Raw genomic sequence first — 26,288 nt, forward strand, 5'->3', positions numbered from 1 at the left:
AATAATGCCCCTTGGACGCAGCCGCCGCCGCAGCGAGGGCATTAATTACTGGCCGGGTTTCGTCGACGCCCTGTCGACCCTGCTCCTGTCCATCATCATGATCCTGTCGATCTTCGTGCTCGGCCAGTTCTTCCTGTCCCAGGAAGTCACCGGCAAGGACGAAGCACTCAACCGGCTCAATGCCCAGATCGCGGAATTGTCGCAACTGCTCGCCCTGGAGCGCACCAACGGGCGGAGCGCCCAGGAACAGCTTTCGGTGCTCACCAGCGGTCTCGACAAGGCCAATACCGATAAGGCGCGGTTGCAGGGCCTGCTCGACGACGCTCAGAAAGACGCCGCAGCCGCCAGCGCCCAGGGTGGCCAAGTCGCGCAGATCCAGGGTGAACTCGACAGCCAGAAGCGCATTTCCGACCAGGCGATGGCACAGGTCGAACTGCTCAACCAGCAGATATCCGCCCTGCGCCGCCAGATCGCCGCGTTGGAACAGGCCCTCGATGCCTCCGAATCCAAGGACCGAGAGAGCCAGACCAAGATTGCCGATCTCGGCTCGCGCCTGAATGCGGCCCTGGCCCAGCGGGTGCAGGAACTTTCGCGCTTCCGTTCCGACTTCTTCGGCCGCCTGCGCGAAGTGCTCGGCAACCGTCCTGACGTGCGCATCGTCGGTGACCGCTTCGTCTTCCAGTCGGAGGTGTTCTTCCAGGCCGGCCAGGCCACCCTCCAGCCCGAGGGCAAAGCCGAGATGGACAAGCTGGCCGCCGCCCTCCTCGACCTGCAGGACAAGATCCCCAACGATATTCCCTGGGTGCTGCGCGTCGACGGCCATACCGACGACCGGCCGATCAACTCGCCGCAATTTCCGAGCAATTGGGAGTTGTCATCCAGCCGCGCCATCTCCGTGGTGCAGTATCTGATGTCCAAGGGTATCCCGGCACAGCGCCTGGTCGCGGCAGGTTTTGCCGAATTCCAGCCGATCGACATGGCTGGCACCGACGAGGCGCGCAAGAAGAACCGCCGCATCGAGCTGAAACTGACCGAGCGATGAGCATCGCCGCGGTCACCCTCCGGCCGGCGGAGGCTGCCGACGAGCCGGCGCTGAGGTCCCTGTGGTGCGGGGCCTGGCAGGCGACCTATCCGGCCTTCGACTACGAGGCGCGCTGGCCGGGGCAGTGGCGCCATTGGCGAGCACTGGAAGCGGAAATTTTCGTGGCCATGCGCGACGAGGACGCCGACGACGACACGATCGTCGGCATGCTGGTTCTGGCGCCGCAGGAGGACGATGCCCTGCTGCTGGAACAGATCGCGCTGCCGCCGGCCGAGCATGGCAGCGGCATAGCCCATCTGCTGATGCTGTTTGCCAAGCAGAAGGCCCGCTCCGTCCTGCGCCTCACCGTCAACGCCTTCAACGAAAGGGCGATCCGCTTCTATGAGCGCGAGGCATTCGAACGCTGCGGCAGCGGCGTCAATCCTGGCTCCGGCCTGCCGACCTTCGACTATGAATGGCGGCGCTGAAAAGGCAGCCGGCTGTTACGGTTGAACACATTTTTTGAAGCAAATTGCCCGAAGATTCAGGCATAATCACCCCAGAAAGTTTTGGGGTTGTCGCATGAGTCGCAAATATTTTGGCACCGATGGCATTCGCGGCCGGGCCAACAGTGTCATTACGCCGGAACTGGCGATGAAGGTCGGCATGGCGGCGGGCCTGGCTTTCCAGCGCGGCGAACATCGCCACCGTGTGGTGATCGGCAAGGATACCCGACTGTCGGGCTATATGATCGAGAACGCCTTGGTGGCCGGTTTCACGGCTGTCGGCATCGACGTGATGCTGCTGGGCCCGATGCCGACGCCCGCCGTGGCGATGCTCACCAATTCACTGCGGTGCGACATCGGCGTGATGATCTCGGCCTCGCACAATCCCTATGACGACAACGGCATCAAGCTGTTCGGCCCCGACGGCTTCAAGCTGTCGGACGAGACCGAGCGCGCCATCGAGGCCTTGATCGACACCGACCTGTCGTCGCGGCTGGCCGGTTCGCGCGATCTCGGCCGCGCGCGGCGCATCGACGACGTGCGCGCCCGCTACATCGAATTCGCCAAGCGCACCTTGCCGCGCCAGCTCCGGCTCGATGGCCTCAGGGTGGTGGTCGACTGCGCCAATGGCGCCGCCTACAAGGTCGCGCCCGAGGCGCTGTGGGAACTCGGGGCCGACGTCATTCCGATCGGCGTGGAGCCGGATGGCTACAACATCAACAAGGATGTCGGCTCCACCGCCCCCGAAGCGCTCTCGCACAAGGTCCGCGAGTTGCGGGCCGATATCGGCATCGCCCTCGACGGCGACGCCGATCGGGTTGCGATCGTCGACGAGAAGGGTCATGTCATCGACGGTGACCAATTGATGGCGGTGGTCGCCGCGGATTGGAAGGAAGAGGGCAGGCTCACCCAGCCCGGCATCGTCGCCACGGTGATGTCCAATCTCGGCCTGGAACGCTATCTCGGCGGGCTTGGCCTGCAACTCGAACGCACCGCGGTGGGCGATCGCTACGTGCTCGAGCGCATGCGGGCGCGAGGCTACAATGTCGGTGGCGAGCAGTCGGGCCACATCATCCTGTCGGATTTCGCCACCACCGGCGATGGTCTGGTCGCCGCCCTGCAAGTGCTGGCGGTGCTAAAGAAGGCAGATCGCCCCGTCAGCGAGGTCTGCCATCGCTTCGATCCGCTGCCGCAGATCCTCAAGAATGTGCGCACGCGTGGCGGCAAGGTGCTGGATGATCCCACGGTCACCAAGGCGATCGAGGGCGCGCGCAAGCAGCTCGGTGATGGCGGCCGCCTGGTCATCCGTCCCTCCGGCACCGAGCCGGTCATCCGCGTCATGGCCGAAGGCGACGACCGCGTGAGTGTCGAGACCGCCGTGGACGACGTGATCGACGCCATCACCAAAGCCGCATGAATGGGAGGCGGATCTTGAGATCCGCCCGCCGCCTCATGACCTCAGGATCGGACCTGCTCCTCTTCGATGGGCAGGAAGAGGCTCGACAGCAAGGTTAACCCGGCGATCACCATGAAGAGCAGCGACAGCGGCAGCCATTGCACGCCATAGGTTTTCACCAGCCAGACCCCGACCACGGGCGTGAGGCCGCTGAAGATGGCTCCGCTCAGCGACGAGCTCAAGGAAATGCCGGTGTAGCGCAGATGCACCGGAAAGGCGCGCGTCAGGAAGGGCGCCATCACGGCATAATGGGCGGCGACGAAGAAGGTGCCGCCCAGGATGCCGATACGGATATTGCCGAGATCGCCGGTCACGATCAGCATCATCATGGGGATGGCGAAGACAAACGCGGCCGCCGACATCGCCACCAGCAGGATGCGCTCGTTGAACCGGGTGGCGATCCAGGAACCGAACGGAAAGGCGACCAGTTCGAGCACGCCGACCCAGAAAATCACGTTGAGAATGTCGGATCTGGAGATGCCGAGCGACTCGGTGGCGAAGGTCGTCATCAGCGTGGTCAGGAAGTAGAAGCCGGCAACGCCGAGCAGGCATAGGCCCATGCCGAGCAGGAGTGTGTAACGCCGCGTGCGGAAGATCTCCTTGGCTGGCACGATATCGTCCTGCGGTGCTTCCTGTAGCCGCTTGACCAGTTCCGGGCTTTCCTTGATGCCGGCGCGGATGGCGAAGGCCACGATGATCAGCACCGCGCTGGCCAGGAAGGGAATGCGCCAGCCCCAGTTGAGAAAATCTTCCCGCGGCAGATCCGAGACCGTTCGAAAGGCGAGCGCCGCCAGCATCAGGCCGATCGGACTGCCATATTGCGGGGCCGAAGCAAGAAAGGTCTTCCATTTCGGCGGCGCGTGCTCGGCGGCGATCAACACCGCCCCGCCCCATTCGCCGCCGACGGCAACACCCTGGATGAGACGCAAAAGGATGAGCAGGATCGCGGCACTGATGCCGATCGAATCATAGCCGGGCAGAAGACCGATCAGCACGGTTGCTCCGCCCATCAGCAACAATGTGATGATCAGCGAGTTCTTGCGCCCGACCTTGTCGCCGAAATGCCCGAACAGCAAGGCCCCGACCGGGCGAGCCACGAAGCCGATGGCGAAGGTGCCGAGCGAGGCGATGATGCCCATGTAGCGGTCTTCTGACTTGAAGAAGACGTCTCCGAACACCAGGGCAGCCGCCGTGCCGTAGACGTAGAAATCATACCACTCGATCATGGTGCCGACGAAGGCGCCGAGCGCGGCACGGATGGGCTGCCGTTCAGGCGTTTGCTGGCTCTCGGCAGTCACGGTCTGTGTCATGGTGTCACTCGCTTATTACGATGGTTCAGCGCGGCGGCCGTGATGCGCGGAAGGCCGAGACGAAGCGCGGCGCGGCTTCGGACACGGCGCTGAGCGAATAGCCGCCCTCCTGCACGATCACGATGGGAAGGGGCAGAGCACCCCAGACAGAGCCGATCGCCTCATAGGCGGCCGTGGTCACCGCGAGCTTGGAGAGCGGATCCTCGCGATGCGCGTCCCAGCCGGCTGATACCACCAGCGCCTCAGCCCCGAAAGCTGTCACGGCGGCGGCCAGCGCCCGGTTGGCCTCGATGAACGCCTCATCGCCGCTACCCTCGGCCAAGGGCAAATTGAGGTTGGCGCCCTCGCCAGGCCCCTCGCCCTTCTCGTCGGCATAGCCGGTGTAATGGGGATAATAGCTCGACGGATCCGTATGGGTGGAACCGAAGAAAACATCGCCGCGGCTGTAGAAGATCGCCTGCGTGCCATCGCCATGGTGGGTATCGAAGTCGATGACGGCCACACGCTGAAAGCGCGTGCGCAGCCGCTCCGCGACGACGGCGGCATTGTTGAAGAAGCAGAAGCCGGCGGCGCGATCGACATAGGCATGATGCCCCGGGGGACGGCAGAGGGCGAAGCTGTCGAAGGCACCGGCGATGAGATCGTCGGCAGCCGCCACGGCGCTCTGGGCGGAGAGATAGGCGGAGGCGAAGCTATGCTCCGTCATCGCGTTGGACAGGCCGTTGATGTACCAGCCCGTCTGCCCGAGAATGCCCTTTGTGCGCGGGGCGGGACGCGGGCGGAAGGCGGCATCCGCGCCCTGATAGGGGCTGACTGCCGGCAGCACCTCGGGGCCGGCATTGGGCAGTTCCTGGAAGCGGCGATAGGCCGTCTCCAGAAAGTCGATGTAATGGCAGGCATGGACGGCCTCGATCGGCGCCCGGCCCGCATCCCTCGGCTCCTCGAAAGTCAAGCCGAGCGCCGTGAGAGATCCGACCAGGGTTTGCGCGCGCTCGGGGTTCTCGAGGGCACTGCCAATTCGACCATTGATCATATATTGGGTCGGGCGATGCGCCATCTGCCTGTCGGAAAAGAACAATTTCATCGAGCAACACTCCAGGCAGCGAATGCGAGGCCCTAAGGCATTTTCCGGAAAAGTCGGCAGGCTTTTCGGCTGAGAAAATGCGTCAGAACAGCAAGTCAGAGAAAAAGTGCGATTCGGATAAATCGCACTTTGCTCCAGTCTTGCAGAAGCTGGCGAGAACGCCACCCATGCGGGCACCAGTCCTGTGAATTGGACTGACGAAAGCAAAGCACCTGGACTTGTTGCCGCTGGCTTGGCACCCCGTTTCGCCGTACTCAATGCCAAGGAGACAGGGTTTTTCCGCCTAACCTTCAATTTGCAACATCGGCGTGGTTATACCAGCTTGCATAATGTTTGACCTGCCATTCCCGGCCGTATCCTCACAAGCATTGCTTGTGAGTGGCAGCGAGGGGAAGGGAATCCAGGGGCCAGTTTGCATACACAGGTCAAACATTATGCAAGCTGGTATGAGGTGCCGGTATCGCTGGCAGCCGGAGATCCATGATGGCTGAGATTTTGCTGTTTCATCATGCTCAGGGGCTCACCTCGGGCGTGCAGGCGTTTGCCGAGGCGTTACGGACCGGTGGTCATCTCGTCCACACGCCGGACCTGTTTGACGGGCGTATCTTCGCCAGCATCGAGGAAGGCCTCGCTCATATCAACGAGACCGGCTTCGACGCCATGCGGGCGCGGGCCGAGCACACAGCAAACCCCTTGCCGCCGGACCTCGTCTATGCCGGCTTCTCCTTCGGAGTGGTGCCGGCCCAAAGGCTTGCCCAGACCCGCCCGGGTGCGCGCGGCGCCCTGCTCTTCTATTCCTGCCTGCCGATCAGCGGCGAATGGGCCTTCGGACCGTGGCCGCGCGGCGTTCCGGTGCAGATCCACGGCATGGACCGCGATCCCATCTTCGTCGGAGAGGGTGACCTCCAGGCAGCGCGCGAAATCGTGGAGACGGCGGAGGACGCAGAACTGTTCCTATATTCGGGCGACCAGCATTATTTCGCGGACAGCTCGCTGCCATCCTTCGACGCGGATGCAACCAGCCTGCTCACCCGGCGCGTACTCGAATTTCTCGGCCGCATCTAGGACAAAAAGCGTTCACATCTGAATGCTTTTTCACCCTAACATCTTGTTTCGACGCGATTTTGCGATTCCGTGCGGCTCCATCAGAGCCGCAAAACCCGTTGGAGCAAAGCGCATTCCGGTGAGAAAGCGCTTTGCTCCGGGCTCGGTCGATCAGATCCCAGCTCAGCGCATCAGCAATTGTTCGCTTTCGGTGATGGCTTCACCGACATTGGGCTGCCCCCTGCCGGTGGCGATCAGATCCCGCAAGCTGCCATTGATGTAGGTGTGCCAGCCGTCAGAGCAGGCATCGTAGCATTCATAGTCCGGCACCAGTCCCAGATGGGTGAAGGTGACCTCGGTCTGGTCCCCCTTCCTGGCGATCTCGAAGACGATGTCGGTCCCTTTCCACTCGGATCTGTCCTGCGTGAAGCTGAAATAATTGTCGAGCACACGCCAGACGACCTTGCGGTTCGGTATCATCTCGCGCAGCTGGATCTCGCAGCGATGGAGGTCTTGGAAGTGATATTTGAACTTCTCGCCGACCCGCGCTGTCCGGCCCTCGATCTCTTCCGACCACCAGCCGCGTACATCATTGATGGCGGCGAAAGCCTGGGCCGGCGTCTGGTCGACCGTGAAACTGGTGGTGTAGCTGCTATCCGTCATGGCTGCCTCCCGTTGTCTGGTTCACTGCCGGGATTGTAGGAAGGCCAGGCGCACGGCGTGAGTTACAAGCATGGCGGGATTCGGAGCGTTCGAGATTGCCTCCCTCCTGGCCCCATGCTCGATTCAACGAGGTCGAAACGGCCGGGTCCATCTCCAAAGCATGGATCGATCCAGGAACGCCGGCCGGCAAGTATCCCTGGCCATGCAGCTATCGGGTTCCGAATTCGGCACCCTGCATGCGGCTATCCGATCCTAGCTATCCCGGGGTGAATGGTGTACAACCATCGGAAGATGGAGCGAAATCAGCGCATGAGACGCTGCCCTAGTTGAGACATGCTCCACAATCGGCGGATTGACCAAAGCTCTTACGGCATCGTGCCTGCAAGCTGCGATTTTTCCAGAAAACTGCAGCTCTTCTCCCGGCTTTGTCACGGCGCGCCGTGGGACGGGTTAAGTCCGTGGTGGGCAATTTGAAAGGTGCCTGCCTCCTCCAGAGCAAAGCGCGTTCAAACGTGAATGCTTATTTGCTCTAGCACCTTGTTCCGACGCGTTTTTGCGATTCTTGGTGTTTCCAAGAAACCACAAAACGCTTCAGCTCCGGCCGATCAGAGCATTTGATTGGTGCAAGACGGTTACGATTCATCTTTGGGCCGGCGCCGCGTTCGGCCCTTTTGTTTTTGGTATTTGGAGATTTTATGCTGATACTCGTTCGTGAGAACAACATTGAGCAGGCGCTCAAGGCTCTCAAGCGCAAATTGGCACGCGAAGGCGTCCTTCGTGAACTGAAGCTGCGCAGAGCTTATGAAAAGCCGTCCGAGCGCAAGGTGCGCGAGAAGGCGGAAGCTATTCGTCGCGCCCGTAAGCTCGCTCGCAAGCAAGCTCAGCGCGAGGGCCTGCTGCCCGCGCCCAAGCCCAAGGTTCCGTCGAGAGGACGGGGAGCCCTGCCGAGAAGCGCCCCCCCGATTGCCGCCAAGACGTGATTATCGCCTGGCCAGCGTCCTTCGGTGCGCCCGAAGCTCGCGGAATTTGTGACACGGCGAGCGCCGTCCCGACACCTCCAATGCATCCAAGGAGGAGTGATTGACGAAGCATACGTTTCAGGTCGGCGATATCGTCATCCTTCATTCGTCTATTTCAAGACACGAAGAAGGAACATATCAAGTAACCCGACAAATGCCCTCGGACGGCCCCGAGCCCGCCTATAGGCTCAAGGGTGTGGCGGATTCCCGCGAAAGGGTGGCTCAGGAACACGAACTGCGCGCTTCCAGGCAAGGCATCAGCCCTGTAGCGGACTCACCCGAGAGTACTCTGCGTCCCAGTCGTACCAGACCGACGCGCCGGCAGACTTGAGATAGTCACACGGGGGGACGCATGCCCCCGGGTGATTGCCCTTGCCGGCTGCAAACCATTGGGCATCTGGCCGCCTTTCGATAAAGAAGGAGAGCAGCTTGCCCAAAGGCGTCACTCCCGGAACGGATCTGTCGGGCGAGGTGTCGTTATCACGGGATGCCCGACAATGCCGCCGCCTTCGAGGGCAAGCCCTTGTGGGAGTCCCATCGAGGCCAGGCTCACCACATGTTGAGGGCCTTTCGCGAGGGCAATCAGATCAGCGACGACCTTGTTGTAACCAGACGGATCGTTCTGCACTGAGGTAGCGGTTCCGGTTCGCGAAAGGTGGCTATGACGAAAACCAAGAGTTCCCACCTGGCGTGGGAGGAAAAATACGCGGCTCTCACAGCAGCCGCGCAGGAGATCATCGATCGCGAAGTCTCGGAACGCGACAAGAAGACCGCGCATCTGAGAGAGCTCAGACTCGCGCAAGAAGCAAAAATAACGGAAGACGGCCAAAGTCACGATAAGCCGGCTGGCTCTGCCGCCAAGCCTCGTCGCGTGCAGCGGGCCAAGACGCAGCGTTAGGTTCAGTGATGTGTGCCCCCAATGGCGGTAGCGGCGATGGATCTCGCCGGATGCTGGCAAAAACATATGTCGGACGCGAATGCCGGTATCGACCGGCGGGCGACTTCCTCCATCTTGCACGCCCAACGCCCTGGTACGCGCTTCTCGTACATCGCCGTGACATTTGGTCGAGCCAGTGGCTTCATTGCGATGATGCCCAACTTGTTGGATATATCTAACGTGATCCCGTCGGAAACAGGGCGCAGCTGGCGAAACAGCAAACACGCCGCCGAATATCTCCTGTTGCGCGGCCTCGTCGGCCTTCTGCACATCCTGCCGCTCGACTTCGGCTCCTGGGCCATGGGCTCCATGTGGCGCCTGGCCGCGCCACGATTACGCCGCCACGAACGCGCATTGCAGCATCTGGCTGCGGCCTATCCTGCAAAGAATGCCACCGAAATCGATGCACTGGCGCGCACGATGTGGATGCATCTGGGGCGGACTTTTGCCGAAAGCCTGATGGTGGATCGCATCGTCAAGGCAGGGCGGATCGAGGACGCGAGCGGTCCGCTGATTGAAGCGGTGAAAGCCACCGGCAAGGGCGTCGTTTTCGTCTCGCTCCATACCGGAAATTGGGAACTCGTCGTTATTCCGACGGTGACGAGCGGCATCAAGGTTGCCGGCGTCTACCAGCGCATGAAGAATCCGAAGGTCGATGACTACGTCGCACTCGTGCGCCGAGACCGCTATCCGCGCGGACTCTTCGTCAAGGGTGCGAATGTCGGCAAGAAACTGCTGCGCATCGTGCGCAGCGGCGGCGCTATCGCATTGCTGGCTGATTTGCGCGACCGCAACGGGCTCTCCGTCCCGTTTTTCGACCGGCCAGCTCCCTCGACCACCTTTCCTGCCCTGCTTGCCCGAGGCAGCGATGCCCTGCTGGTCGCGGCCCGAGTCATCCGGACGCGCGGCGTGCGCTTTCGGATCGAGGCCGAGATCCTCGATGTGCCCCACACCGACGATCGAAATGCCGATGTCGACGCGGCAACACATCAGACTCACCGGCTCTTCGAAAAATGGGTGCGCGAATATCCCGAACAATGGATGTGGGCCCACCGCCGATGGGGATAGCGGCCATGCATCGAGAACGATTATGACCGGTATTACGATACGGCCTTACTCAATGTCTCCAAGACGGCATCAAACTTAGCCTCCAGAGATTTCGTCGTAATTTCAAATATATAATGACAAATCTGAAACCTGATGATAGTTTGAGATATGTCAAAACTAGATTTTTTTGTTCCTTCTGAGCTTTTTGTAAAATCAAAATCTGCCGGATGGACTCGAAATTCTCTAAAATATCGACGGTTTGACAGCCTCGCCTCGGCCGTAAAATTTGCTATGGACGAGTATGGAGCCAATCTTAACGGGACCTCCATTCATACGAATACGTGCGAATATACAGGTTCCGCCATTCGCTCTCTGTATGAGAACGAAGACTATCCGCTCGAGGGAAGGTATGCCGTCCTAGGTGGCGCCAAAGGCGGCGCGCCTTCGGCTTCTCGAAACCCGCAAGCGACAAGCCATAAGTTCAACATCGGCGACACCGTCATCTATTTGCGTCCGGGCTTGGTGGGTCAGAGCGGCTATTACGAAGTCGTCAAGGTCCTTCCCGTCGAACATGCGGAACCAGCCTATCGCATCAAGAGCAAAAGCGACCAGCATGTGCGTGCTGTCAAAGAGCGTGAAATAACGCCCGCGTGACGGCTCGATTCCAGTCGGCCGATTGAGATCGGTTCGATTCCAAAAAAATATCGGCCTTTTGGAGCAACAGACCACGTTCGGGATGGCTCCCATTTTACCAACCGAAAAGGAGACGACTCATTGCAAGTGCTCGTGCGGGACAACAATGTCGAACAGGCCTTACGCGTATTGAAAAAGAAGCTGCAGCGAGAAGGTCTCTTCCGCGAGATGAAGCGCCGCAGGGCCTATGAGAAGCCTTCAGAAAGAAAAACCCGGGAAAAGGCCGAGGCGGTGCGCCGTGCCCGTAAACTCGCGCGCAAACAAGCCCAGCGCGAGGGACTTCTCCCGCGTCCCAAGCAACAGGAAAATGCCGCCAAGCGCAACGGTCCAGGGCGCGCGCCTCTTCCGGTGAGCCCCGCCAAGGTTTTGTGACATCTTCGAGATCTCCCCTTGCGATGAACCGATTCGTCGTCGCAAGGGGACATTGCGCATTCATCGGATCGTCTGGACGCGCGAAGCAAGGATGGCTATTCCACGTTCCACTCTGGGGCGTCGGGCCGGAAGGCGGACGCCGGTTTTCGGCAAAAACGATGCGATAACAACAAGACGCCGCATCAATGCCGCTTCCGAAGCCGGGTCTGATGCTGTCGAGCAAAACGCTCAAGGGAATGCGATGGCGAAGCCTGTTGACCCTATCGAGCGTGTTTGCCGTGCCCTCTGCCGCCATCACGGCCAGTTGAAAGACTCGTCATTTGACGGCAAGCCAATATGGGAATCCTATCGTGACGAAGCGATGGCGATCTTGTGGGCGCTGAAGGATGGAGACTGGTTGCCGAACGGACTCGTGGTGAGGAAAGATGATCGCCACTCGATCTAATGGCCTTGCCCGCGCAATGACACGGGCGCGCATGGATCCGCCGTGGCTTGCCAAGCGAGTCGGTGTCGATCCGGCCGTTCTTGAAGCCTGGATCAAGGGGCACGAACCGATACCGCGCGAGATGGCGGTAAGGCTCTCGGCTAAGCTCAAGACGACCGTCGCCGACATTCTGTTTGGCGTCGACTATGACCAAACCAGTAACGGCAGCGGATGGCAAATGAGGCGCCGAGGACGTTGACGGATATTTTGCCCGGCGGACGCAAAAAAGGCCGGGCGCGAACCCGACCTCCTTCGAGCGTCTCGGCAGACTATGCCAGTATATCCGTGGTCAAAGACTGCAGGCGCTGCAGCAAAGTGCGTTCATGATCGAACGCCTGTTTGCTCTAACTCTTTGTTTCCAAGCCAATCCATGGGATTGGCTGGAGCATCTTTGCGATTCTTGGCATCACCGCCAAATCGCAAAACGCTTTAATTCTATACGGTCTGCAGATTCTCGGCAGAGGCCTTACCGCTACGGCTATCCGTGACGACGTCAAAGCTGACTTTCTGGCCTTCGCGAAGTTCAGACATGCCGGCTCGCTCGACAGCGCTCACGTGGACGAAGACGTCCCGGTTGCCATCTTCAAGAGCGATGAAGCCATATCCCTTCTGGGAGTTGTACCACTTGACGATACCTGTGTTCACGACGATTTCCTTTCAATCGACATAGATAAACCTGCCCATTGATATCAATGGGCGCTACATTTCTACCGAAATTGTCAGGGGGAATCGTCAAAGGCGATTTAAAGATCGCCCGGTAATTCATCAGCAAGATCGATACTTCTCTATATATCTTAAACATGTTCGAAACAAGGTGGCCGTGAGTTTAATTTCTATTGGAGAAATGATTGAAGGAATTGTCGTCATTCTTGGCTTTAGGTCGCCCCGCTCGGCGCTCATTTGCGCCTGTGGAAGCCCCGGCTGCCCCCTGCCCGGCCTCGCTGCCTTCTTTCCGGAGCACCGTGCGATTTCTCCCAATCGCGCTTTTCCGCCAACTTCCTGTTTTGCCTAATGTCTTAAGTCAAAAATCGATCAGCTTTCCTGGAAACTACTATCGCTTGTCCTCGATACGGTTACGTGGAAAGACAATCAGGTCACTGGTAACGCCATAAGACAAAAAGCGACCTCGGTGGTCATAGACAGGCACTGCCCGGGCTCCTGCGCATTGCCCGCGCTCGGCCCAATAGGCATTGATCGTCGTAGCCTGACGTTCTGCTTCGTCCAGCGACGAGCCCTGGTCGATATTGCTCACGATAAGGTCCCCCTGCGGCGCAGATCCTGGGCCGGGCAGGTTGTACTGAAATATGATGCTCGCATTCGCTTCCACTTGCGAAAAAATTTCACCGCCGTGGCGCTGACCCAGCCTGATGTGCGGCTTTCATCGCATCTCTAATTTGCTCAAACCGTAAATTTGACAGGATTTCTTCAACAACCAGGCGATGATCATCCAACACATCCGCGGCCAGAAGTCCTGTAAAATGGATGATGCTTTCCCCTCGCTCGGAGTCATCCATCCGATCGATGGTTTTATTGCCTTTGATAGTCATGTCGCGCCTCAAACGATTCCGTTGCAGGCGAGAGGATTGAGGCCGCTCCGCCATCGACGCCTGTTGGGTAGGCCTGTGTCGATGATGTCTGACATAATGCGCTTCTTGGCGTCATTCCCCTAGTCAATTTTACATGACATAGGCTGCACGCATCTAGGAGATCTTGCACTTCAGATTGAGAAATCCGTGATCCGATCGGCCCCTCAAGAAGTCACGTCTATAAATATAATCGTAGGCCCATCGCCCAAAAGCTGCTACAGTTCTTGGCGAATGATACCTCTCGACAATTTGATCTCTCAGCTTGTGACCTCTGATCGTTACGCCTGTGATCAACATTGAATTTTGCATATTTTTGTACGCTGCCATTTTCGCCGTTCAATTCATGCAACGATCACCCTTTATTACGTGATCGACCTCTCGGCGACATTCAAGCGACAGCCCCTATTCTTGCAAGCATGGATTGATGCCCTTCTCCCTTGAGGAGTGGCTGGCTCTCTCCGTTACATCCTGTTCTGTATCTCGCTGGCCGAGACGAGCGGTCGCCAAACTGCTGGAGGATCGAAATGTCGAACGACAATGTGCATTTCAATGCCGAGGAGTTCGAGCGGGAACAGAATCAGGGCTATCTGGACGGATGGCAAGCCGGCGGTAAACAGCCGACGCGTTCACTGAAACATCGAAGCGCCAGCTATCGATATGGCTGGTCTAATGGAAACGACGACCGCCTCGGCAAGGCGAGAGTGTCCGGCGAGTTGAAACTCATGCACGCCAATGCCGTGCTTGCAGTCGACATGGCCTGGAGCGCCACATGACTGCTGGGCCCTTTGGAGATCAAAAGCTGAATGGACCCGGCGCCACGGTCGGCGTTTCCAGGCGGATTCTTCGATGCGAGGCTGAGATTGAGCCGCTCTATCTCTTCTTGGTGAAAGCCGCGACCGAAGTCGGGTGGAGCATGCCGAGATTGCGATTGCCGTCACCCGCCTCGCGGATCTCTCGCTCATCGGCAGGGAGCCCCAACGTTGCAGGCGACGCAATGATCGAGCATTGAACTCCGGTCACCCGTTTCTCGTTTCACATGTTGCAGGGCTGGGAGCGAGTCTGCCATGCCCTCCAGGACTTTCGGATATATGGATCAGACATGGTCAAGATCGCATTCTCCGAAAGCCTCGCGAGGGGAATTGATGTCCTCACGGAAGGAGGCAAACGCCATGAGTGAAGACAAAGGGCGACCGAATGAATGGGCTGCCAATCATGAGGCAATAGATACGGCAGCCCGATTCAGGATTGATACGGACGCGCTCACCCGCGACGAACAGATAGCCAGACTCAAAGCCCTGCGGCTGGCGCGCGAAGCCTCTCAGCCCAAGGTAGGCGCCGTGGTCAAACCGTTACGATCCAGCAAGAAGCCAAGACGGGCAAGGACCCAACCGCACAGGGGCTGAACATCGCGCCGAAAAGTGGGCGCCGGTTTTCGGAAAAAAACGATGCGGCAACAGTAACCCATGGCATCGGTCAGACTTGAGCGTCCAAACCCGCACAGATTTGAGCGCAGGCGGCCACCTCGGAGGCCGATAGGGCAACCGGGGCTCTTTCGACTACGCTGACCGAGGTCCAAGCCGGCGCGACGACGGATCCCCGTTGCCGGAGCTCCGCAGGATCCCGGCCGATGTTCGTTTGGCATTGTAAACGGAAGGAACGCAACAAAGGCGCCGGTCTCGCACGAAAGGGAGCTCCGACCAGAGGCTCAGTGGTTCGCATCGCCCCTGGCCGGTTCCCACCGGGAGAGAGCGAATCCCTGCAACCAGCGCAGGACATCTATCAGATATGCAACTGCATGTACGATAAATTGGGCTCCTGATTAAGGGCCGCCGGGTCACGTACCGGCAGGCCCGTTTGTTGCGGCCGGCCCCCTCAGGCCAATGGATATAGGCGGCACTTATGAGGCACCCGGCTTGTAGGCGGGCATGAAAACCCGCACGTGCAGGCCCAGTGCCGACAAGACCTTTCCATGCCGTCTCGTCAGTGAGGCGGCAACACACTAAGCTGATCGGCCGTCTTCATGGCGTTCAGTTCGCGCTGCCGAGCCGTCCGCTCAAATGGCTCTCCGAGACTCTTGATCCTATAAACCGGCTCCAAGCCGTCGGCAGGCAGAAGCCGGATGATTTCATAGGCCTTGTCCTGCTCGCAGACAGGAGCAAGCCTCAAGGTGACGAAATCGCCAATCCCAAAAACATGTATGCCCATCCTCTGCCCTATGATTCGATCGTGTTCTGGAATGGGTGTGGCACTGCCGCCGCCATTCTCCCGTGGATCGGATTTCAGCGTTCAACGAAGCAGATCTGGAAGACGAAAATGCTTGAGCTTTGATGGAGGCAGGCTTGCGGACGAGCTTGAGGCTCGCCGCATCGTATCTGCCCTTGTTGCAGAATTTTCACCCGATCGGCACTCCCCGTCGCGAATGTCGATGAGCGAAAGCCTCACACGGAAGTCCCGGCATCATGAGCCGTCGTTGAAGACGACCATGCCACCGAACGTCCGCGGCGTCCCCTAGAGCAATGCACATTCATGGCTGAACGCTTGTTGCTCTAGCTCCTTGTTCCCAAGCCAATCCGTTTGATCGGCTTGGGCGTCTTTGCGATTGGAGGCGTTTCCGTCTCATCGCGAAACGCTTCGGGGTCAGCCCACCCTGAGGTCGCCGGCCGATGATTTGCCGGTCTTGCGGTCACGAACCAGTTCGAAGCTGATCTTCTGACCTTCAGCCAGCTCGCGCAGACCAGCGCGCTCCACAGCGCTCACATGCACGAAAACGTCGGGTGTTCCGTCGTCCGGCTGGATAAATCCATATCCCTTGGTGGAGTTGAACCACTTAACAGTACCTGTGCTCATATCGTGCCCTTTTTGAACTCCCTTCGCACCTTCCAGGTGGAGGACTATGCCAAGTCACGTCGGTGGAAGGCTGGCTTGATTCAAGGGCTTATTGGCCACTGAAGATCGAGGTCACCGGCCAAAATCGACGGTTTTAGTGTGCGCCGAGCGCCGGAGTCCGTCAAGCCGCAAGTAACGCGCATAAGTAACTCGCCGCAAGTAACCGCCGGGATCGCTGCCTTGGAATAGGCAGTCTCGATGCAGCCCGTGATCGATCCGCGGTTCCGGCCTATATCCCCTTTGTCGCTCAGGCCACATGGGTGGACTGCATATAGTCGCGAAAAGCGATGAGTGGCTCGCGGTGCCAGGGGCCGCCCGACAATTGCCTTTCGCGCTGTGTCCGCGGCCAATCGGAGGCCCGGTAGGCGGCAAGAGCCTGGGCGACCAGAGCCCCGTGTCCCCCCGGCAAATGCGTCAGGGCCCATTCGCCAGCTTCCTCCTTCCCCGGCACGATGTGATCCGCGGCCTCAGCCATCATCGCCCAGCGGCAGAGATTGAGAATGCCGTAATAGGGCGAGGCGAGGATATTCTCCCCCTCCAGGATCCAGGCGATGTCGCCCCATACCGAGGCCAGATAGTCGGCCCATGAGAGGTCGCCGATCGCCTCCGAGGGAGGTGGGCCATGCAGGCCGACGCCGCGATATTTAGCGACGGTCAGATGCGCGATCAGATCTTCGTCGGTCGGCGGCCTGCCGCCGGACCACGATTGCGGTGCGGTGGTGGTCTCGCTGAAATGCACCAGATAGGGCAAGGGATGTCGCGGTGATCTGGCGTCATCAGCCCGTATCACGCTGCCCTCGAGGCCGCCGACATAGGGCCTGCGGCGATGGAGGCGTTCGAAAACGGCATGCAGCAGGCCGGCCTCGTCAACCGTCAGATCTTCCACCAAGACGAGAAGATCCACGTCGCTCTTGGGCATGCGGAAACTGCCCGTGGCCAGCGAACCGTGCAGGATGATGGCCGAGAGCCTGTCTGCCAGCGCCCCCCTCAGCGCAGCGACGACTTCATCGAGATAGGAACGCAGCGTCTCCTCGACATCCTTCGAACTCGAACCGGAGATGTCCCGCAATGACCTCCCTGTCTCGCCGCCGATGGTATCGACTGGCTTGAGAAATTGATCAAAAAGCCGCGGAGACCTCGACTTTTGCCACCATCGGGTTTGTCCCACACCGAACAAGTTGTCCGGTGTAAATCCAGAGCTGCCCTCTCGACGCGCAGTGGTGCCTGAATGCTCGGGTCGAAACCCGGGCATGGCAAAATGAGGCTTTTCTTGGCTCCGGTGGCAACTTTTCGATCAGGTTCTGAGGCGAGTCTGTATAGGCGTTTGCACTGATTCTTGGCGATGAGCTGGATTCCCTTAGTCCCCTCCGAACCGCCCGGCCCGGCGCCCTTGGCGGGGCGTCGGGTCGAAACGGGCTCGCCCTTGTTTCCCAAGCCGGAAGGGACATGATCATCGCTCTTCCGCCGTCGCCGCCCAGACTGTCATGACAACCGGGAGCCTGCCATGCCCAAGATCGACCTCGTCGCCGTCCCCGAGCACCAAGGCTCGGGCTACCCGCCACCCTTCGATGCTCCTTGCGCCGAACGGGTGCGGCAACGCCTCGGCGATGCCGGCCGCCTCCAGGATTTCGGCATCAATCTCATGCGTCTGCCGCCGGGGAACTGGTCGAGCCAACGTCACTGGCATACGGCCGAGGACGAATTCGTCTATGTGCTGCAAGGCGAGTTGATACTCGTCGAGGATGGCGGCGAAACGATCCTGCGCGCCGGCGATTGCGCCGCCTTTCCCAAGGACTCCGGCAACGGCCATCACATGATCAACAGATCCGGTGCCATGGCGGTCTATCTCGAAATCGGTTCACGCTCGCCTGCCGACGTGATCTATTGCTCCGACATCGACATGATGAGCCCGAGTTCCGACGGTCGCTTCCTGCACAAGGACGGCACGCCCTATTCCAAGGCCTGACCCGTCGGACCATTCCCGGGAGGGCGAACAGGATGGCCGGCGGCCGTCATTCGGACCCGTGCAAAGCCGGGCCCTGAGGTACGATAGGCGGACGCGGGCTCCGCGAGCCGGCTCTGGCGGCCGTTTCAGCCGTCCGAATCAGGCTGTCCTGCCTGCGCGTGTGACGATGCAACCTGCTCGGCAAATTCCGCCATCAGAGGCTGATACATCTCCGGCGGCGGATATTCAGCATAGCTGTGGCGGGCTGACGTCGATGCCCATGCGAGCTTCTCGGCCGTACAGGTTTCGATGAAGGGCTCGGTCCACACCGCCTCGGCCAGCATGGTCGGGCGGATGTTGACGAAGAAGTCCAGGTCCTCAGGCCTGGTGAACAGCCAGCTCTTGCAATGCGGACAGAAATAATGTCGTGACGGGCCGTGGAGTCCGCCGATCACCGGCTCCCCGCGGGTCACGCGAAACCCTTCCGTGGGAATTGCCGCACTCAGCGAAAAGGCGCTGCCGGTCATCTTCTGACAGCCGCGGCAATGACACGCCATCGTCATTAGGGGCGGCGCGGTGACCTCGAACTGGACCTGCTCGCAGCGACAGCTTCCGATCATGTGCATCGTTTGGCTCCGTGTGGGTATTCCCGGAAGGTCTCAAATTTGAGACCACCTTGCCACGTCATGGTTACGACGGTTGGCCATCCTGCTACTGCGCCAATGGGGGAATGTCGAGGACCGGAGCTCACGGCAACCCAGGCTTCGTCACCTAGCAGATTCTACGTCGCTGCTGCCTTTCGCATCGGCCTCTCCCAGCCAACCCTCGAACAGCGTGACGATGGAATCATGATAGCGGACGTCGGGACCGGCCTCGAGCCCGAGCCTGCGGGCGATCCTGATAGAAGCGGCATTCTCCGGCGCGATGATCGCCGTCACCCTCCGGCCCGGATGCACGTCACGCGCCCAGTCGAAGGCCGCCCGGCTGGCCTCCAAGGCGATGCCCCGGCCATGGGCGTGGGAGGCGAACACCCAGCCCGCTTCCAGCGAGCCCATCAGGCTCGGCTCGATGTCGCGCATGGCGTCCTGGAAGCCGGTCATGCCGAGATAGCGGCCACTCGCCTTCTCGATCACCGAGAAATAACCGAAGCCGAAGAAGTGCCAGGTACCGTGGGCCTGCAGAAAGCGCTGCCACATCTCCTCCCGGCTGCGCTTCTTGCCCGAGATGTGCCTGTAGACCTCGGGCTCGGCCCACATGGCGGCATGGGGCTCGAAATCGTCGAGAACGGGCTTGCGCAAGAGCAGGCGCGGCGTCTCAATCATCGTAAAATCTCGCTCTTCTATGAAATCACCCTGTGACGCCACTGCCGACCGGCGCCCGAAACCCCGTCAGACCTTGATCCGCCACCCGGTACGGAAGATCACCGCGATCGCGACCAGGCACAGCAGCATGAAGACCAGCGTCATGCCGAGGCTGAGCCCGAAGTCGACATCCGAGACACCGTAGAAACTCCAGCGAAAACCGCTGACGAGATAAAGAACCGGGTTGGAATGGCTGACCCCCTGCCAGAAGTCAGGCAGCATCTTGATCGAATAGAAGCTGCCGCCCAGGAAGGTCAGAGGCGTGATGATCAGGGTCGGCACGATCTGCAGCTTTTCCCAGCCATCCGCCCAGATGCCGATGAGAAAGCCGAACAGGCTGAAGGTCACCGAAGTCAGCACCAGAAAGGCCAGCATCCAGAACGGGTGCTGGATGGAATAATGCGAAAAGGGCCAGGCGGTGATCAGGATGATGCAGCCCAGCAGGATGGATTTGGATGCCGCCGCGCCGACATAGCCGATGACGATCTCCACCACCGAGACCGGGGCCGACAGCACCTCGTAAATGGTGCCGATGAATTTCGGCATGTAGATGCCGAAGGAGGCGTTGGAAATGCTTTCGGTCAGGATCGCCAGCATGACCAGGCCGGGCACAATGAAGGCGCCGTAATTCACGCCGCCCACCGTGGGCATGTGGCTGCCGATGGCCGAGCCGAACACGATGAAATAGAGCGAGGTCGAGATCACCGGCGAGGCGATCGACTGCAGAAGCGTGCGGAAGGTGCGCGACATCTCGAAGACGTAGATCGCGCGAATGGCGTGAATGTTCATCAGTGCGCCCCCACCAGGCTCACGAAGATGTCCTCGAGCGAGGACTGGCTGGTCTGCAGGTCCTTGAAGCCGATGCCGGCTTCGCCGACGTCGTGGAGCAGGCGCGAGAGCACTTCCGGATCGTCCTTGGCATCGAAGGTGTAGATGAGCTGGTTGCCATTGTCGGCGATATCGAGGCGATAGGCGGCGAGATCAGCCGGCACCGCATCGAGAGGCTGCTGCAGGCTGAGGGTGAGCTGCTTCTTGCCGAGCTTGCGCATCAGCTCGGCCTTGTCCTCCACCAGGATGATCTCGCCCTTGTTGATCACGCCGATGCGATCGGCCATCTCCTCGGCTTCCTCGATATAGTGGGTGGTGAGGATGATGGTCACGCCGTTCTCGCGCAGTCCGCGCACCATCTCCCACATGTCACGGCGCAGCTCGACGTCGACGCCCGCCGTCGGCTCGTCGAGGAAGAGAATGGTCGGCTCGTGCGAGAGCGCCTTGGCGATCATCACGCGGCGCTTCATCCCGCCCGACAATGCCATGATCTTGCTGTCTTTCTTCTCCCACAACGAGAGGTCGCGCAGGATCTTTTCCAGGAAGGCGGGGTTGGCTGGCTTGCCGAACAGGCCGCGCGAGAAATTCACCGTCGCCCACACCGTCTCGAAGGCATCGGTCGACAGTTCCTGCGGCACCAGGCCGATCTTGGTGCGGGCGGCCCTGTAATCCCTGACGATGTCGTACCCGTCGGCACGGATCGTGCCGCCCGAGGGATTGACGATGCCGCAGATGATCGAGATCAGCGTGGTCTTGCCCGCCCCGTTCGGGCCGAGCAAAGCGAAGATCTCGCCGCGGCGCAGGTCGAGATCGATCCTTTTCAGGGCCTGGAAGCCGGACTTGTAGGTCTTGCTGACGCCGGACACCGCGACGATGACGTCCGCAGCGGACGGTGAATTGTTGGCTTTCATGACTGCCTCCCTGCGGGGAAATGGCGCCTTTCCAAACCAAGCGCAACCATGTTTCTTGAAAGATAGTGCGGAGTGGGAGGGGTCTTAGGGGGAATGAAGATGGTTAGCCATGGCCTGAAGGCAGGCTTGTTCGGCGCGGCTTTCACCGCGATTTCAGTGTTCGGCTCAGCGGGCGCCCGCGCCGAGGGGAGCGCCCCTGCCGACACGGTTTATCTCAACGGCACGATCTATACGGCGGACAGCAAGGACAGCGTGGCCGGGGCCCTGGCCGTGCGCGAAGGGCGCATCGTCTTCGTGGGCAGCAGCGGGGATGCCAAGCCCCATATCGGCCCACAGACCAAGGTGATCGATCTCGGCGGGCGCATGGCCATGCCCGGCCTGATCGACGGCCACATGCATCCCCTCGGCGGCGGCAAGAGCCTGACGGGCTGCAATCTCGCCTATGCCGCCCTCACACTGGACCAGACCCTGGCGGCCATCCAGGCTTGCCTCGACCAGGAGACCAAAGCGGGAGACGATGACTTCCTGATCGTCAACAACTGGTTCCGCCAGAAGATGCTGCCCGCAGGCACCGACATGGCCCGCGGCGAGATCGACAGGCTCAAGACCAAGCGTCCCATCCTGGTGATCAATTTCGACTATCACTCCAAGCTCGCCAACAGCCGGGCCCTGTCGCTCGCCAAGGTTAGCAAGGACACGCCAGATCCCAAGGATGGCAAGATCGTCCGTGACGCCGCCGGCGAGCCGACGGGCATGCTGGAGGATGGCGGCGACGCACTGGTGATGGCGGCGATGCCCAAGCTCTCGCCCGAACAGGAGGCGGAGCAGAATCTCGCTTTCGGGCGCACCGCCCTCGACGCCCTGCGCAAGGGTGGCATCACCAGCTTCCTCGAAGCGGCGGCCGAGCCGGGTGAGATGAACGCCTGGGCCACTTTGCAAAAGCGGGGCGAACTGACCGCGCGTGCCCATCTGGCCCCGAAAATTGCTACCGATACCGACCAGACGGCCGAAGCCCTGGTCAAGACCGTCAGCGACTACGCGGCTCGCTTCGATCAAGGACCGCTGCGGCCAGAACCGGGTATCACGCTGCGCAACGCCAAGATCTTCATGGACGGCGTCATCCAGGCGCCGGCGCAGACGGGCTATACGTTGGCTCCCTACTTCGTCAACAAGGGCAACGCCGACAAGCCGGACTGGCAGCCGGGCACGGTGAGCGGTTCGCTCTATGTCGCGCCCGACCGCCTCTCGCCTTTGCTGATCGGCCTCGCCGAGGCGGGAATCGATCCCCATCTGCATACCGATGGCGATGGCGCCGTCCATGTCACGCTCAATGCGATCGAGGCGATGCGCGCCAAGGTGCCCGGCAAGGACATCCGGCCGGCGCTGGCGCATAACGAAATGGTCGACCCGGCGGACCTGCCGCGTTTCGCCAAGCTCGGCGCCATTCCCGTCCTCTCCTTCCAATGGGGTGCGGCTTCGCCCGACCAGGTGGCCTCGATCAAGGAACAGGCCGGGCCGAAGCGCCTGCCCTTCGTCGAACCCTATGGGCAGATCTACAAGGCGGGCGCCCGCGTCGCTTTCGGCAGCGACTGGCCGGTCGATCCGCTCAACGAATGGTATGCCTTCCAGATCGCCGTCACCCGCAGCGACCCCAGCAATCCGGGCCGGCTCAATGCCGATCCCGGCCTGACCATCGGCCAGGCGCTCAGGGCGGCCACCATCGACGCCGCCTATGAGCTGCATCAGGACGAGGTCACCGGCTCGCTGGAGCCGGGCAAGTTCGCCGATTTGATCGTGCTCGACCGCAATCCGCTCAAGATCGCGCCGGAGGAGGTCTCCAAGACCAAGGTGCTGCTGACGGTGGTCGGCGGCAAGGAAGTTCATCGGGCAGAGGAGTTCAAATAGGGGGCGGTCGTGGCGGATTAGCCAGGCAGCTCCCGCAGGGAATGGTGCCATTCTCTCCCGCACATGGGAAAGAATGGCACCGACCTTGCCGAATGGCGAAGCATTCGGCTACCAATCTTCGTCCGACAAATCCAGGCAGAGGAAACCCCGCCGCATGGCCTCCGTTGATGTCATCGACGTCAAGAAATCCTATGGCACCCAGAAGGTCATTCATGGCGTGTCTGTCAGCATCGAGGACGGCGAATTCGTCACCTTGGTCGGGCCTTCCGGCTGCGGCAAGTCCACGCTGCTGCGCATGATCGCCGGCCTCGAGCCGATCACCGAGGGAAGCCTCAAGATCGGTGATCGCTTCGTCAACGACCTGCCGCCGCGCGATCGTGACATCGCCATGGTATTCCAGAGCTATGCGCTCTACCCGCATAAGACCGTGGCCGAAAACATGGGCTTCGCGCTCAAGATCCGGAAGACGCCGAAGACCGAGATCGACGAACGGGTGAAACGGGCGGCTGAGATCCTCGATCTCGGCCCCTATCTGGCGCGCTATCCACGCCAGCTCTCCGGCGGCCAGCGCCAGCGCGTTGCCATGGGCCGTGCCATCGTGCGCGCGCCCCAGGTGTTCCTGTTCGATGAACCGCTTTCCAATCTCGACGCCAAACTGCGCGTGCAGATGCGCGCCGAGATCAAGGAACTGCATCAACGCTTGAAGACCACCACCATCTATGTCACCCACGACCAGATCGAGGCCATGACCATGGCCGATCGCATCGTGGTGCTGCATGACGGCATCATCGAGCAGATCGGCTCACCCCTCGAGCTCTATGACCGGCCGGCAAACCTGTTCGTTGCCGGCTTCATCGGTTCGCCCGCCATGAATTTCATCAAGGGCCGGCTGGAAACCAGCCCGACGCCACGCTTCGTCACCGATGACGGCATGGAGTTGCCCGTATCAGCCGTTCCGGCGGGGAGCGAGGGCCGGCGTGTCGTCTACGGCATCCGCCCCGAGCATTTTTCCCTCGGCGGCAGCCTGCAGGCCAGGATCAGCGTGGTGGAGCCCACCGGTGCCGAAACCCAGGTCTTCGCCCAGCTCGGCGAACAGCGGGTGCTCGGCGTCTTCCGCGAACGGGTGACGGCCGGCTCGGGCGAAATCCTGGCGCTCCAGCCCGATCTTGCCGCCGTGCATCTTTTCGATGCCGAGACCGGTTTGAGGCTGAACTGAGATTTCCGGGTGCACGGACGTCCCGTCCGTTCTTGGAGCGATCGCGCTCGTTGCAGAAAAAGAACGGGCAAGATGCCCGTGCACCCGGAATGGTCTGACCTTTTTGTTGACGAGCAAACGAGGCCTTCCTAGCATCCGCACACTTCGCCACAACCAAGCGTTGTCGGAGCGGTTCGAAGAAACGTCCCTGCTGCGAAACAGCCAAGAATAAAACAAGCCATTCAGAACGGGAGAATCGACGTGAGAACGGAAGACTACAAGAATCTCCTCGCCCTGCAGGCGAGCCGCCGCGGGCTGCTCAAGGGCGCCGCCAGCGTCGGCGCTCTGGCTGCGATGGGCAGCCTGGGCGTCACCGCCGCCATCGAGCCGGCCCTGGCGGACGAAGCCAGCGACCTGCGCGCCAAGATCCTGCAGATCCCAGGGGTCGGCAAGGGTTCGCCCACCGATGCGGACTGGCAAAAGGTCGGCGAACTTTGCCTCAGCGCCACCAAGGCCTCCATCAAGGAAGGCGAGTTCAAGGGCGTCGAGCTCTCCTTCATGGGGCTCAACAACCAGAACCTGCACAACCTCCTGTTCCGCGGTTTCCTCAAGCCCTGGGAGGCCTACACCGGCGCCAAGATCAACTGGATCGATCTCGCCCAGGCCGACTACAACCCTCGGCTGCAACAAGCCATCGCGACAGGCACGGTCGATTTCGACCTGCTCGAGATGGGGGCGCCCTTCGAAGGCGACGTCTGCGGCAAGGGCCTTGCTTCAGAAATGCCTGACTGGGTGAAGAAGCAGATCGACATGGACGATCTGGTCTCCTACCTCAAGCCGCCCGTCGGCACCTGGGACGGCAAGCAGTATCGCGTCACCATCGACGGCGACACCCACAATTTCAACTACCGCACCGACTACTTCAAGGACGAGGCCCTGGCCAAAGCCTGGAAGGAAGCCGGCAACACCACCGAATGGGCAGCGCCCCGCACCTGGCAGCAGGTGCAGGCGGTGACCAAATTCCTCAAGGGCAAGCAGGTCGACGGCCAGGATGCCTATGGCTATCTCGACGCCTGCAAGGCATGGGGCGGCTTCGGCTTCTATTTCCTCGGCAGCCGCGCCACCGCCTATGCCAAGCACCCCGACGACAAGGCCTGGCTGTTCGATATCGACACCATGAAGCCGCGCATCAACAACCCGGCCTGGGTGCGCGCCATCCAGGACGTGCTCGACGCCCTACCCTCCGAGCCCGCCGACCAACTCAACGCCGACCCCAACACCACCGGCTTCCAACAGTTCCTCGGCGGCACCGGCTCGATGTGCGTGTGGTGGGGCGATATCGGTTCCAACGCCAAGACCAATGATTCCTCGGTCATCGGCGACAAATGCGGCTTCGACATCCTGCCGGGCTCGGACGATGTCTACAATGCCAAGACCGGCAAGTGGGACAAGCTGGCAAGCGGCCCGAACTTCGCACCCAACCTCGCCTATCTCGGCTGGGGCGTCTATGTGATGGCGCGCGTCGACAAGGACGAAAAGAAGCACAAGGCCGCCTGGAGCGCCGCCGCCCATCTCGGCGGCAAGGACCTGGCGCTGTGGACGGCGGTCTATCCCTCCGGCTTCCAGTGCTACCGCAACAGCCAGCACAATATCGAGGAGTGGGTGGCGGCCGGTTACGACAAGACCTTCATCTCCAACTATCTCGACTCGCAGTTCAACTCCTACAACCACCCCAACGGAGCGATCGAGCCGCGCATCCCCGGCATCTTCCAATATTACAGCCTGGCCGAGGACATCCTCGCCAAGATCTATGCCGGCCAGCTCAAGGCCCAGGAAGGCGCCGACCAGATCGCCGCGGCCTGGGAAAAGCTGACCGACCAGATCGGCCGCGAGAAGCAGATCAAGCTCTACAAGGCCTCGCTGGGACTGTAGGGTTAAGCACCCCCACGCCGATAAGGTACCTTCTCCCCTTGCGGGACCTGGCACTTTCCATGAAAGTGCCTTGGGTCCCGGCAGGGGGATGAAGGGTCTTACG

At 60.8% G+C, this 26,288-nt stretch carries 29 protein-coding genes; 17 read left to right on the forward strand and 12 right to left on the reverse strand.

What is annotated here, in order from left to right:
- The first annotated feature begins 4 nt into the window (after positions 1-4).
- The 3 genes from ACZYTC_RS28755 (at position 5) to glmM (ending at position 2,944) form a co-directional block, all read left to right on the forward strand.
- The gene (locus tag ACZYTC_RS28755; RefSeq protein ID WP_454819122.1) at positions 5-1,042 is read left to right on the forward strand and encodes a peptidoglycan -binding protein; all 1,038 of its coding nucleotides are present in this window, start codon (positions 5-7) and stop codon (positions 1,040-1,042) included.
- Positions 1,039-1,509 (forward strand): GNAT family N-acetyltransferase, encoded by a 471-nt coding sequence (locus tag ACZYTC_RS28760; protein ID WP_434959847.1) that lies wholly within the window; start codon positions 1,039-1,041, stop codon positions 1,507-1,509. The genes ACZYTC_RS28755 and ACZYTC_RS28760 overlap by 4 nt, the downstream gene beginning before the upstream one ends.
- A 94-nt stretch (positions 1,510-1,603) precedes the next feature.
- Positions 1,604-2,944: a phosphoglucosamine mutase gene (glmM, locus tag ACZYTC_RS28765; protein WP_488991156.1), complete on the forward strand. Its 1,341-nt coding sequence runs from the start codon at positions 1,604-1,606 to the stop codon at positions 2,942-2,944.
- 41 nt (positions 2,945-2,985) lie between these two features.
- On the opposite strand, the gene ACZYTC_RS28770 is transcribed toward glmM, so the two are convergent.
- On the reverse strand, positions 2,986-4,293 hold the full coding sequence (locus ACZYTC_RS28770) for an MFS transporter (protein WP_434959849.1): 1,308 nt from the start codon (positions 4,291-4,293) through the stop codon (positions 2,986-2,988).
- Between the two features lie 25 nt (positions 4,294-4,318).
- Positions 4,319-5,377, reverse strand: a complete 1,059-nt coding sequence (locus ACZYTC_RS28775; RefSeq protein WP_488991157.1) for a histone deacetylase family protein — start codon at positions 5,375-5,377, stop codon at positions 4,319-4,321.
- A gap of 483 nt (positions 5,378-5,860) precedes the next feature.
- On the opposite strand from ACZYTC_RS28775, the gene ACZYTC_RS28780 reads away from it, so the two are divergent.
- A complete protein-coding gene (locus ACZYTC_RS28780; RefSeq protein WP_488991279.1) occupies positions 5,861-6,442 on the forward strand; it encodes a dienelactone hydrolase family protein in 582 nt (193 codons plus the stop codon).
- 162 nt (positions 6,443-6,604) lie between these two features.
- Here ACZYTC_RS28780 and ACZYTC_RS28785 read toward each other — a convergent pair whose 3' ends face one another.
- Positions 6,605-7,084 (reverse strand): SRPBCC family protein, encoded by a 480-nt coding sequence (locus ACZYTC_RS28785; protein WP_434959851.1) that lies wholly within the window; start codon positions 7,082-7,084, stop codon positions 6,605-6,607.
- 695 nt (positions 7,085-7,779) lie between these two features.
- On the opposite strand from ACZYTC_RS28785, the gene rpsU (ACZYTC_RS28790) reads away from it, so the two are divergent.
- The 7 genes from rpsU (ACZYTC_RS28790) to ACZYTC_RS28820 all read left to right on the forward strand — a co-directional run bounded on the left by rpsU (ACZYTC_RS28790) (position 7,780) and on the right by ACZYTC_RS28820 (position 11,835).
- Positions 7,780-8,064 (forward strand): 30S ribosomal protein S21, encoded by a 285-nt coding sequence (gene rpsU / locus ACZYTC_RS28790; protein ID WP_434959852.1) that lies wholly within the window; start codon positions 7,780-7,782, stop codon positions 8,062-8,064.
- Positions 8,065-8,764: 700 nt separating this feature from the next.
- Positions 8,765-9,001, forward strand: a complete 237-nt coding sequence (locus ACZYTC_RS28795; protein ID WP_434959853.1) for a hypothetical protein — start codon at positions 8,765-8,767, stop codon at positions 8,999-9,001.
- Positions 9,002-9,037: 36 nt separating this feature from the next.
- A complete protein-coding gene (locus ACZYTC_RS28800) occupies positions 9,038-10,108 on the forward strand; it encodes a lysophospholipid acyltransferase family protein (RefSeq protein WP_488991158.1) in 1,071 nt (356 codons plus the stop codon).
- 147 nt (positions 10,109-10,255) lie between these two features.
- Entirely contained in the window at positions 10,256-10,741 is a 486-nt protein-coding gene (locus tag ACZYTC_RS28805; RefSeq protein WP_441771530.1) for a hypothetical protein, read from the forward strand.
- A gap of 120 nt (positions 10,742-10,861) precedes the next feature.
- A complete protein-coding gene (rpsU, locus tag ACZYTC_RS28810; RefSeq protein WP_434959856.1) occupies positions 10,862-11,152 on the forward strand; it encodes a 30S ribosomal protein S21 in 291 nt (96 codons plus the stop codon).
- 91 nt (positions 11,153-11,243) lie between these two features.
- Positions 11,244-11,597, forward strand: coding sequence for a hypothetical protein (locus ACZYTC_RS28815; RefSeq protein WP_441771531.1), 354 nt, complete (start codon positions 11,244-11,246; stop codon positions 11,595-11,597).
- Positions 11,578-11,835: a hypothetical protein gene (locus ACZYTC_RS28820; RefSeq protein WP_441771532.1), complete on the forward strand. Its 258-nt coding sequence runs from the start codon at positions 11,578-11,580 to the stop codon at positions 11,833-11,835. The genes ACZYTC_RS28815 and ACZYTC_RS28820 overlap by 20 nt, the downstream gene beginning before the upstream one ends.
- A gap of 236 nt (positions 11,836-12,071) precedes the next feature.
- On the opposite strand, the gene ACZYTC_RS28825 is transcribed toward ACZYTC_RS28820, so the two are convergent.
- From ACZYTC_RS28825 to ACZYTC_RS28835, 3 genes are all read right to left on the reverse strand, one after another.
- Entirely contained in the window at positions 12,072-12,281 is a 210-nt protein-coding gene (locus ACZYTC_RS28825; RefSeq protein WP_434959859.1) for a cold-shock protein, read from the reverse strand.
- A 406-nt stretch (positions 12,282-12,687) separates the two neighbouring features.
- Entirely contained in the window at positions 12,688-12,888 is a 201-nt protein-coding gene (locus ACZYTC_RS28830) for a hypothetical protein (RefSeq protein ID WP_434959860.1), read from the reverse strand.
- An 88-nt stretch (positions 12,889-12,976) separates the two neighbouring features.
- The gene (locus tag ACZYTC_RS28835) at positions 12,977-13,183 is read right to left on the reverse strand and encodes a hypothetical protein (protein ID WP_488991159.1); all 207 of its coding nucleotides are present in this window, start codon (positions 13,181-13,183) and stop codon (positions 12,977-12,979) included.
- Between the two features lie 563 nt (positions 13,184-13,746).
- Between ACZYTC_RS28835 and ACZYTC_RS28840 the strand changes: the two genes are divergently transcribed.
- The gene (locus ACZYTC_RS28840) at positions 13,747-13,995 is read left to right on the forward strand and encodes a hypothetical protein (protein ID WP_434959862.1); all 249 of its coding nucleotides are present in this window, start codon (positions 13,747-13,749) and stop codon (positions 13,993-13,995) included.
- A 1,177-nt stretch (positions 13,996-15,172) separates the two neighbouring features.
- Positions 15,173-15,550 carry a hypothetical protein gene (locus tag ACZYTC_RS28845; protein WP_434959863.1) on the forward strand — a complete coding sequence of 126 codons (378 nt, stop codon included), beginning with the start codon at positions 15,173-15,175 and terminating at the stop codon, positions 15,548-15,550.
- Between the two features lie 309 nt (positions 15,551-15,859).
- On the opposite strand, the gene ACZYTC_RS28850 is transcribed toward ACZYTC_RS28845, so the two are convergent.
- Both ACZYTC_RS28850 and ACZYTC_RS28855 read right to left on the reverse strand, forming a co-directional pair.
- Positions 15,860-16,069, reverse strand: coding sequence for a cold-shock protein (locus ACZYTC_RS28850; RefSeq protein WP_149250444.1), 210 nt, complete (start codon positions 16,067-16,069; stop codon positions 15,860-15,862).
- Positions 16,070-16,355: 286 nt separating this feature from the next.
- Positions 16,356-17,177, reverse strand: a complete 822-nt coding sequence (locus ACZYTC_RS28855; protein ID WP_488991160.1) for an aminoglycoside adenylyltransferase domain-containing protein — start codon at positions 17,175-17,177, stop codon at positions 16,356-16,358.
- 435 nt (positions 17,178-17,612) lie between these two features.
- On the opposite strand from ACZYTC_RS28855, the gene ACZYTC_RS28860 reads away from it, so the two are divergent.
- On the forward strand, positions 17,613-18,074 hold the full coding sequence (locus ACZYTC_RS28860) for a cupin domain-containing protein (protein ID WP_434959865.1): 462 nt from the start codon (positions 17,613-17,615) through the stop codon (positions 18,072-18,074).
- Positions 18,075-18,199: 125 nt separating this feature from the next.
- On the opposite strand, the gene ACZYTC_RS28865 is transcribed toward ACZYTC_RS28860, so the two are convergent.
- From ACZYTC_RS28865 to ACZYTC_RS28880, 4 genes are all read right to left on the reverse strand, one after another.
- On the reverse strand, positions 18,200-18,679 hold the full coding sequence (locus tag ACZYTC_RS28865; protein ID WP_441771535.1) for a GFA family protein: 480 nt from the start codon (positions 18,677-18,679) through the stop codon (positions 18,200-18,202).
- Between the two features lie 141 nt (positions 18,680-18,820).
- A complete protein-coding gene (locus ACZYTC_RS28870; protein WP_488991161.1) occupies positions 18,821-19,375 on the reverse strand; it encodes a GNAT family N-acetyltransferase in 555 nt (184 codons plus the stop codon).
- Positions 19,376-19,441: 66 nt separating this feature from the next.
- A complete protein-coding gene (locus ACZYTC_RS28875) occupies positions 19,442-20,203 on the reverse strand; it encodes an ABC transporter permease (RefSeq protein ID WP_434959868.1) in 762 nt (253 codons plus the stop codon).
- On the reverse strand, positions 20,203-21,153 hold the full coding sequence (locus ACZYTC_RS28880) for an ABC transporter ATP-binding protein (protein ID WP_488991162.1): 951 nt from the start codon (positions 21,151-21,153) through the stop codon (positions 20,203-20,205). The genes ACZYTC_RS28875 and ACZYTC_RS28880 overlap by 1 nt, the downstream gene beginning before the upstream one ends.
- 93 nt (positions 21,154-21,246) lie before the next feature.
- Between ACZYTC_RS28880 and ACZYTC_RS28885 the strand changes: the two genes are divergently transcribed.
- From ACZYTC_RS28885 to ACZYTC_RS28895, 3 genes are all read left to right on the forward strand, one after another.
- Positions 21,247-23,058, forward strand: coding sequence for an amidohydrolase (locus ACZYTC_RS28885; protein WP_488991163.1), 1,812 nt, complete (start codon positions 21,247-21,249; stop codon positions 23,056-23,058).
- Positions 23,059-23,212: 154 nt separating this feature from the next.
- Positions 23,213-24,274: an ABC transporter ATP-binding protein gene (locus ACZYTC_RS28890; RefSeq protein WP_441771539.1), complete on the forward strand. Its 1,062-nt coding sequence runs from the start codon at positions 23,213-23,215 to the stop codon at positions 24,272-24,274.
- A 240-nt stretch (positions 24,275-24,514) separates the two neighbouring features.
- Complete coding sequence (locus ACZYTC_RS28895; RefSeq protein WP_434959872.1) at positions 24,515-26,185, forward strand: substrate-binding domain-containing protein; 1,671 nt, start codon at positions 24,515-24,517, stop codon at positions 26,183-26,185.
- Positions 26,186-26,288: the final 103 nt, after the last annotated feature.

The organism is Labrys sp. F242 (assembly GCF_057813875.1).

Excerpts from the sequence above, each read along its gene's own strand:
- rpsU (WP_434959852.1), top strand. The coding sequence starts at position 7,780 with ATGCTGATACTCGTTCGTGAGAACAACATTGAGCAGGCGCTCAAGGCT.
- ACZYTC_RS28780 (WP_488991279.1), top strand. The coding sequence starts at position 5,861 with ATGGCTGAGATTTTGCTGTTTCATCATGCTCAGGGGCTCACCTCGGGC.
- ACZYTC_RS28800 (WP_488991158.1), top strand. The coding sequence starts at position 9,038 with ATGGATCTCGCCGGATGCTGGCAAAAACATATGTCGGACGCGAATGCC.
- ACZYTC_RS28865 (WP_441771535.1), bottom strand. The coding sequence starts at position 18,679 with ATGCACATGATCGGAAGCTGTCGCTGCGAGCAGGTCCAGTTCGAGGTC.
- ACZYTC_RS28785 (WP_434959851.1), bottom strand. The coding sequence starts at position 7,084 with ATGACGGATAGCAGCTACACCACCAGTTTCACGGTCGACCAGACGCCG.
- ACZYTC_RS28760 (WP_434959847.1), top strand. The coding sequence starts at position 1,039 with ATGAGCATCGCCGCGGTCACCCTCCGGCCGGCGGAGGCTGCCGACGAG.
- ACZYTC_RS28795 (WP_434959853.1), top strand. The coding sequence starts at position 8,765 with ATGACGAAAACCAAGAGTTCCCACCTGGCGTGGGAGGAAAAATACGCG.
- ACZYTC_RS28815 (WP_441771531.1), top strand. The coding sequence starts at position 11,244 with ATGGCTATTCCACGTTCCACTCTGGGGCGTCGGGCCGGAAGGCGGACG.
- glmM (WP_488991156.1), top strand. The coding sequence starts at position 1,604 with ATGAGTCGCAAATATTTTGGCACCGATGGCATTCGCGGCCGGGCCAAC.
- ACZYTC_RS28860 (WP_434959865.1), top strand. The coding sequence starts at position 17,613 with ATGCCCAAGATCGACCTCGTCGCCGTCCCCGAGCACCAAGGCTCGGGC.
- ACZYTC_RS28890 (WP_441771539.1), top strand. The coding sequence starts at position 23,213 with ATGGCCTCCGTTGATGTCATCGACGTCAAGAAATCCTATGGCACCCAG.
- ACZYTC_RS28850 (WP_149250444.1), bottom strand. The coding sequence starts at position 16,069 with ATGAGCACAGGTACTGTTAAGTGGTTCAACTCCACCAAGGGATATGGA.
- ACZYTC_RS28805 (WP_441771530.1), top strand. The coding sequence starts at position 10,256 with ATGTCAAAACTAGATTTTTTTGTTCCTTCTGAGCTTTTTGTAAAATCA.
- ACZYTC_RS28870 (WP_488991161.1), bottom strand. The coding sequence starts at position 19,375 with ATGATTGAGACGCCGCGCCTGCTCTTGCGCAAGCCCGTTCTCGACGAT.
- ACZYTC_RS28835 (WP_488991159.1), bottom strand. The coding sequence starts at position 13,183 with ATGACTATCAAAGGCAATAAAACCATCGATCGGATGGATGACTCCGAG.
- ACZYTC_RS28820 (WP_441771532.1), top strand. The coding sequence starts at position 11,578 with ATGATCGCCACTCGATCTAATGGCCTTGCCCGCGCAATGACACGGGCG.
- ACZYTC_RS28755 (WP_454819122.1), top strand. The coding sequence starts at position 5 with ATGCCCCTTGGACGCAGCCGCCGCCGCAGCGAGGGCATTAATTACTGG.
- ACZYTC_RS28880 (WP_488991162.1), bottom strand. The coding sequence starts at position 21,153 with ATGAAAGCCAACAATTCACCGTCCGCTGCGGACGTCATCGTCGCGGTG.
- ACZYTC_RS28885 (WP_488991163.1), top strand. The coding sequence starts at position 21,247 with ATGAAGATGGTTAGCCATGGCCTGAAGGCAGGCTTGTTCGGCGCGGCT.
- ACZYTC_RS28840 (WP_434959862.1), top strand. The coding sequence starts at position 13,747 with ATGTCGAACGACAATGTGCATTTCAATGCCGAGGAGTTCGAGCGGGAA.
- ACZYTC_RS28875 (WP_434959868.1), bottom strand. The coding sequence starts at position 20,203 with ATGAACATTCACGCCATTCGCGCGATCTACGTCTTCGAGATGTCGCGC.
- ACZYTC_RS28770 (WP_434959849.1), bottom strand. The coding sequence starts at position 4,293 with ATGACACAGACCGTGACTGCCGAGAGCCAGCAAACGCCTGAACGGCAG.
- ACZYTC_RS28775 (WP_488991157.1), bottom strand. The coding sequence starts at position 5,377 with ATGAAATTGTTCTTTTCCGACAGGCAGATGGCGCATCGCCCGACCCAA.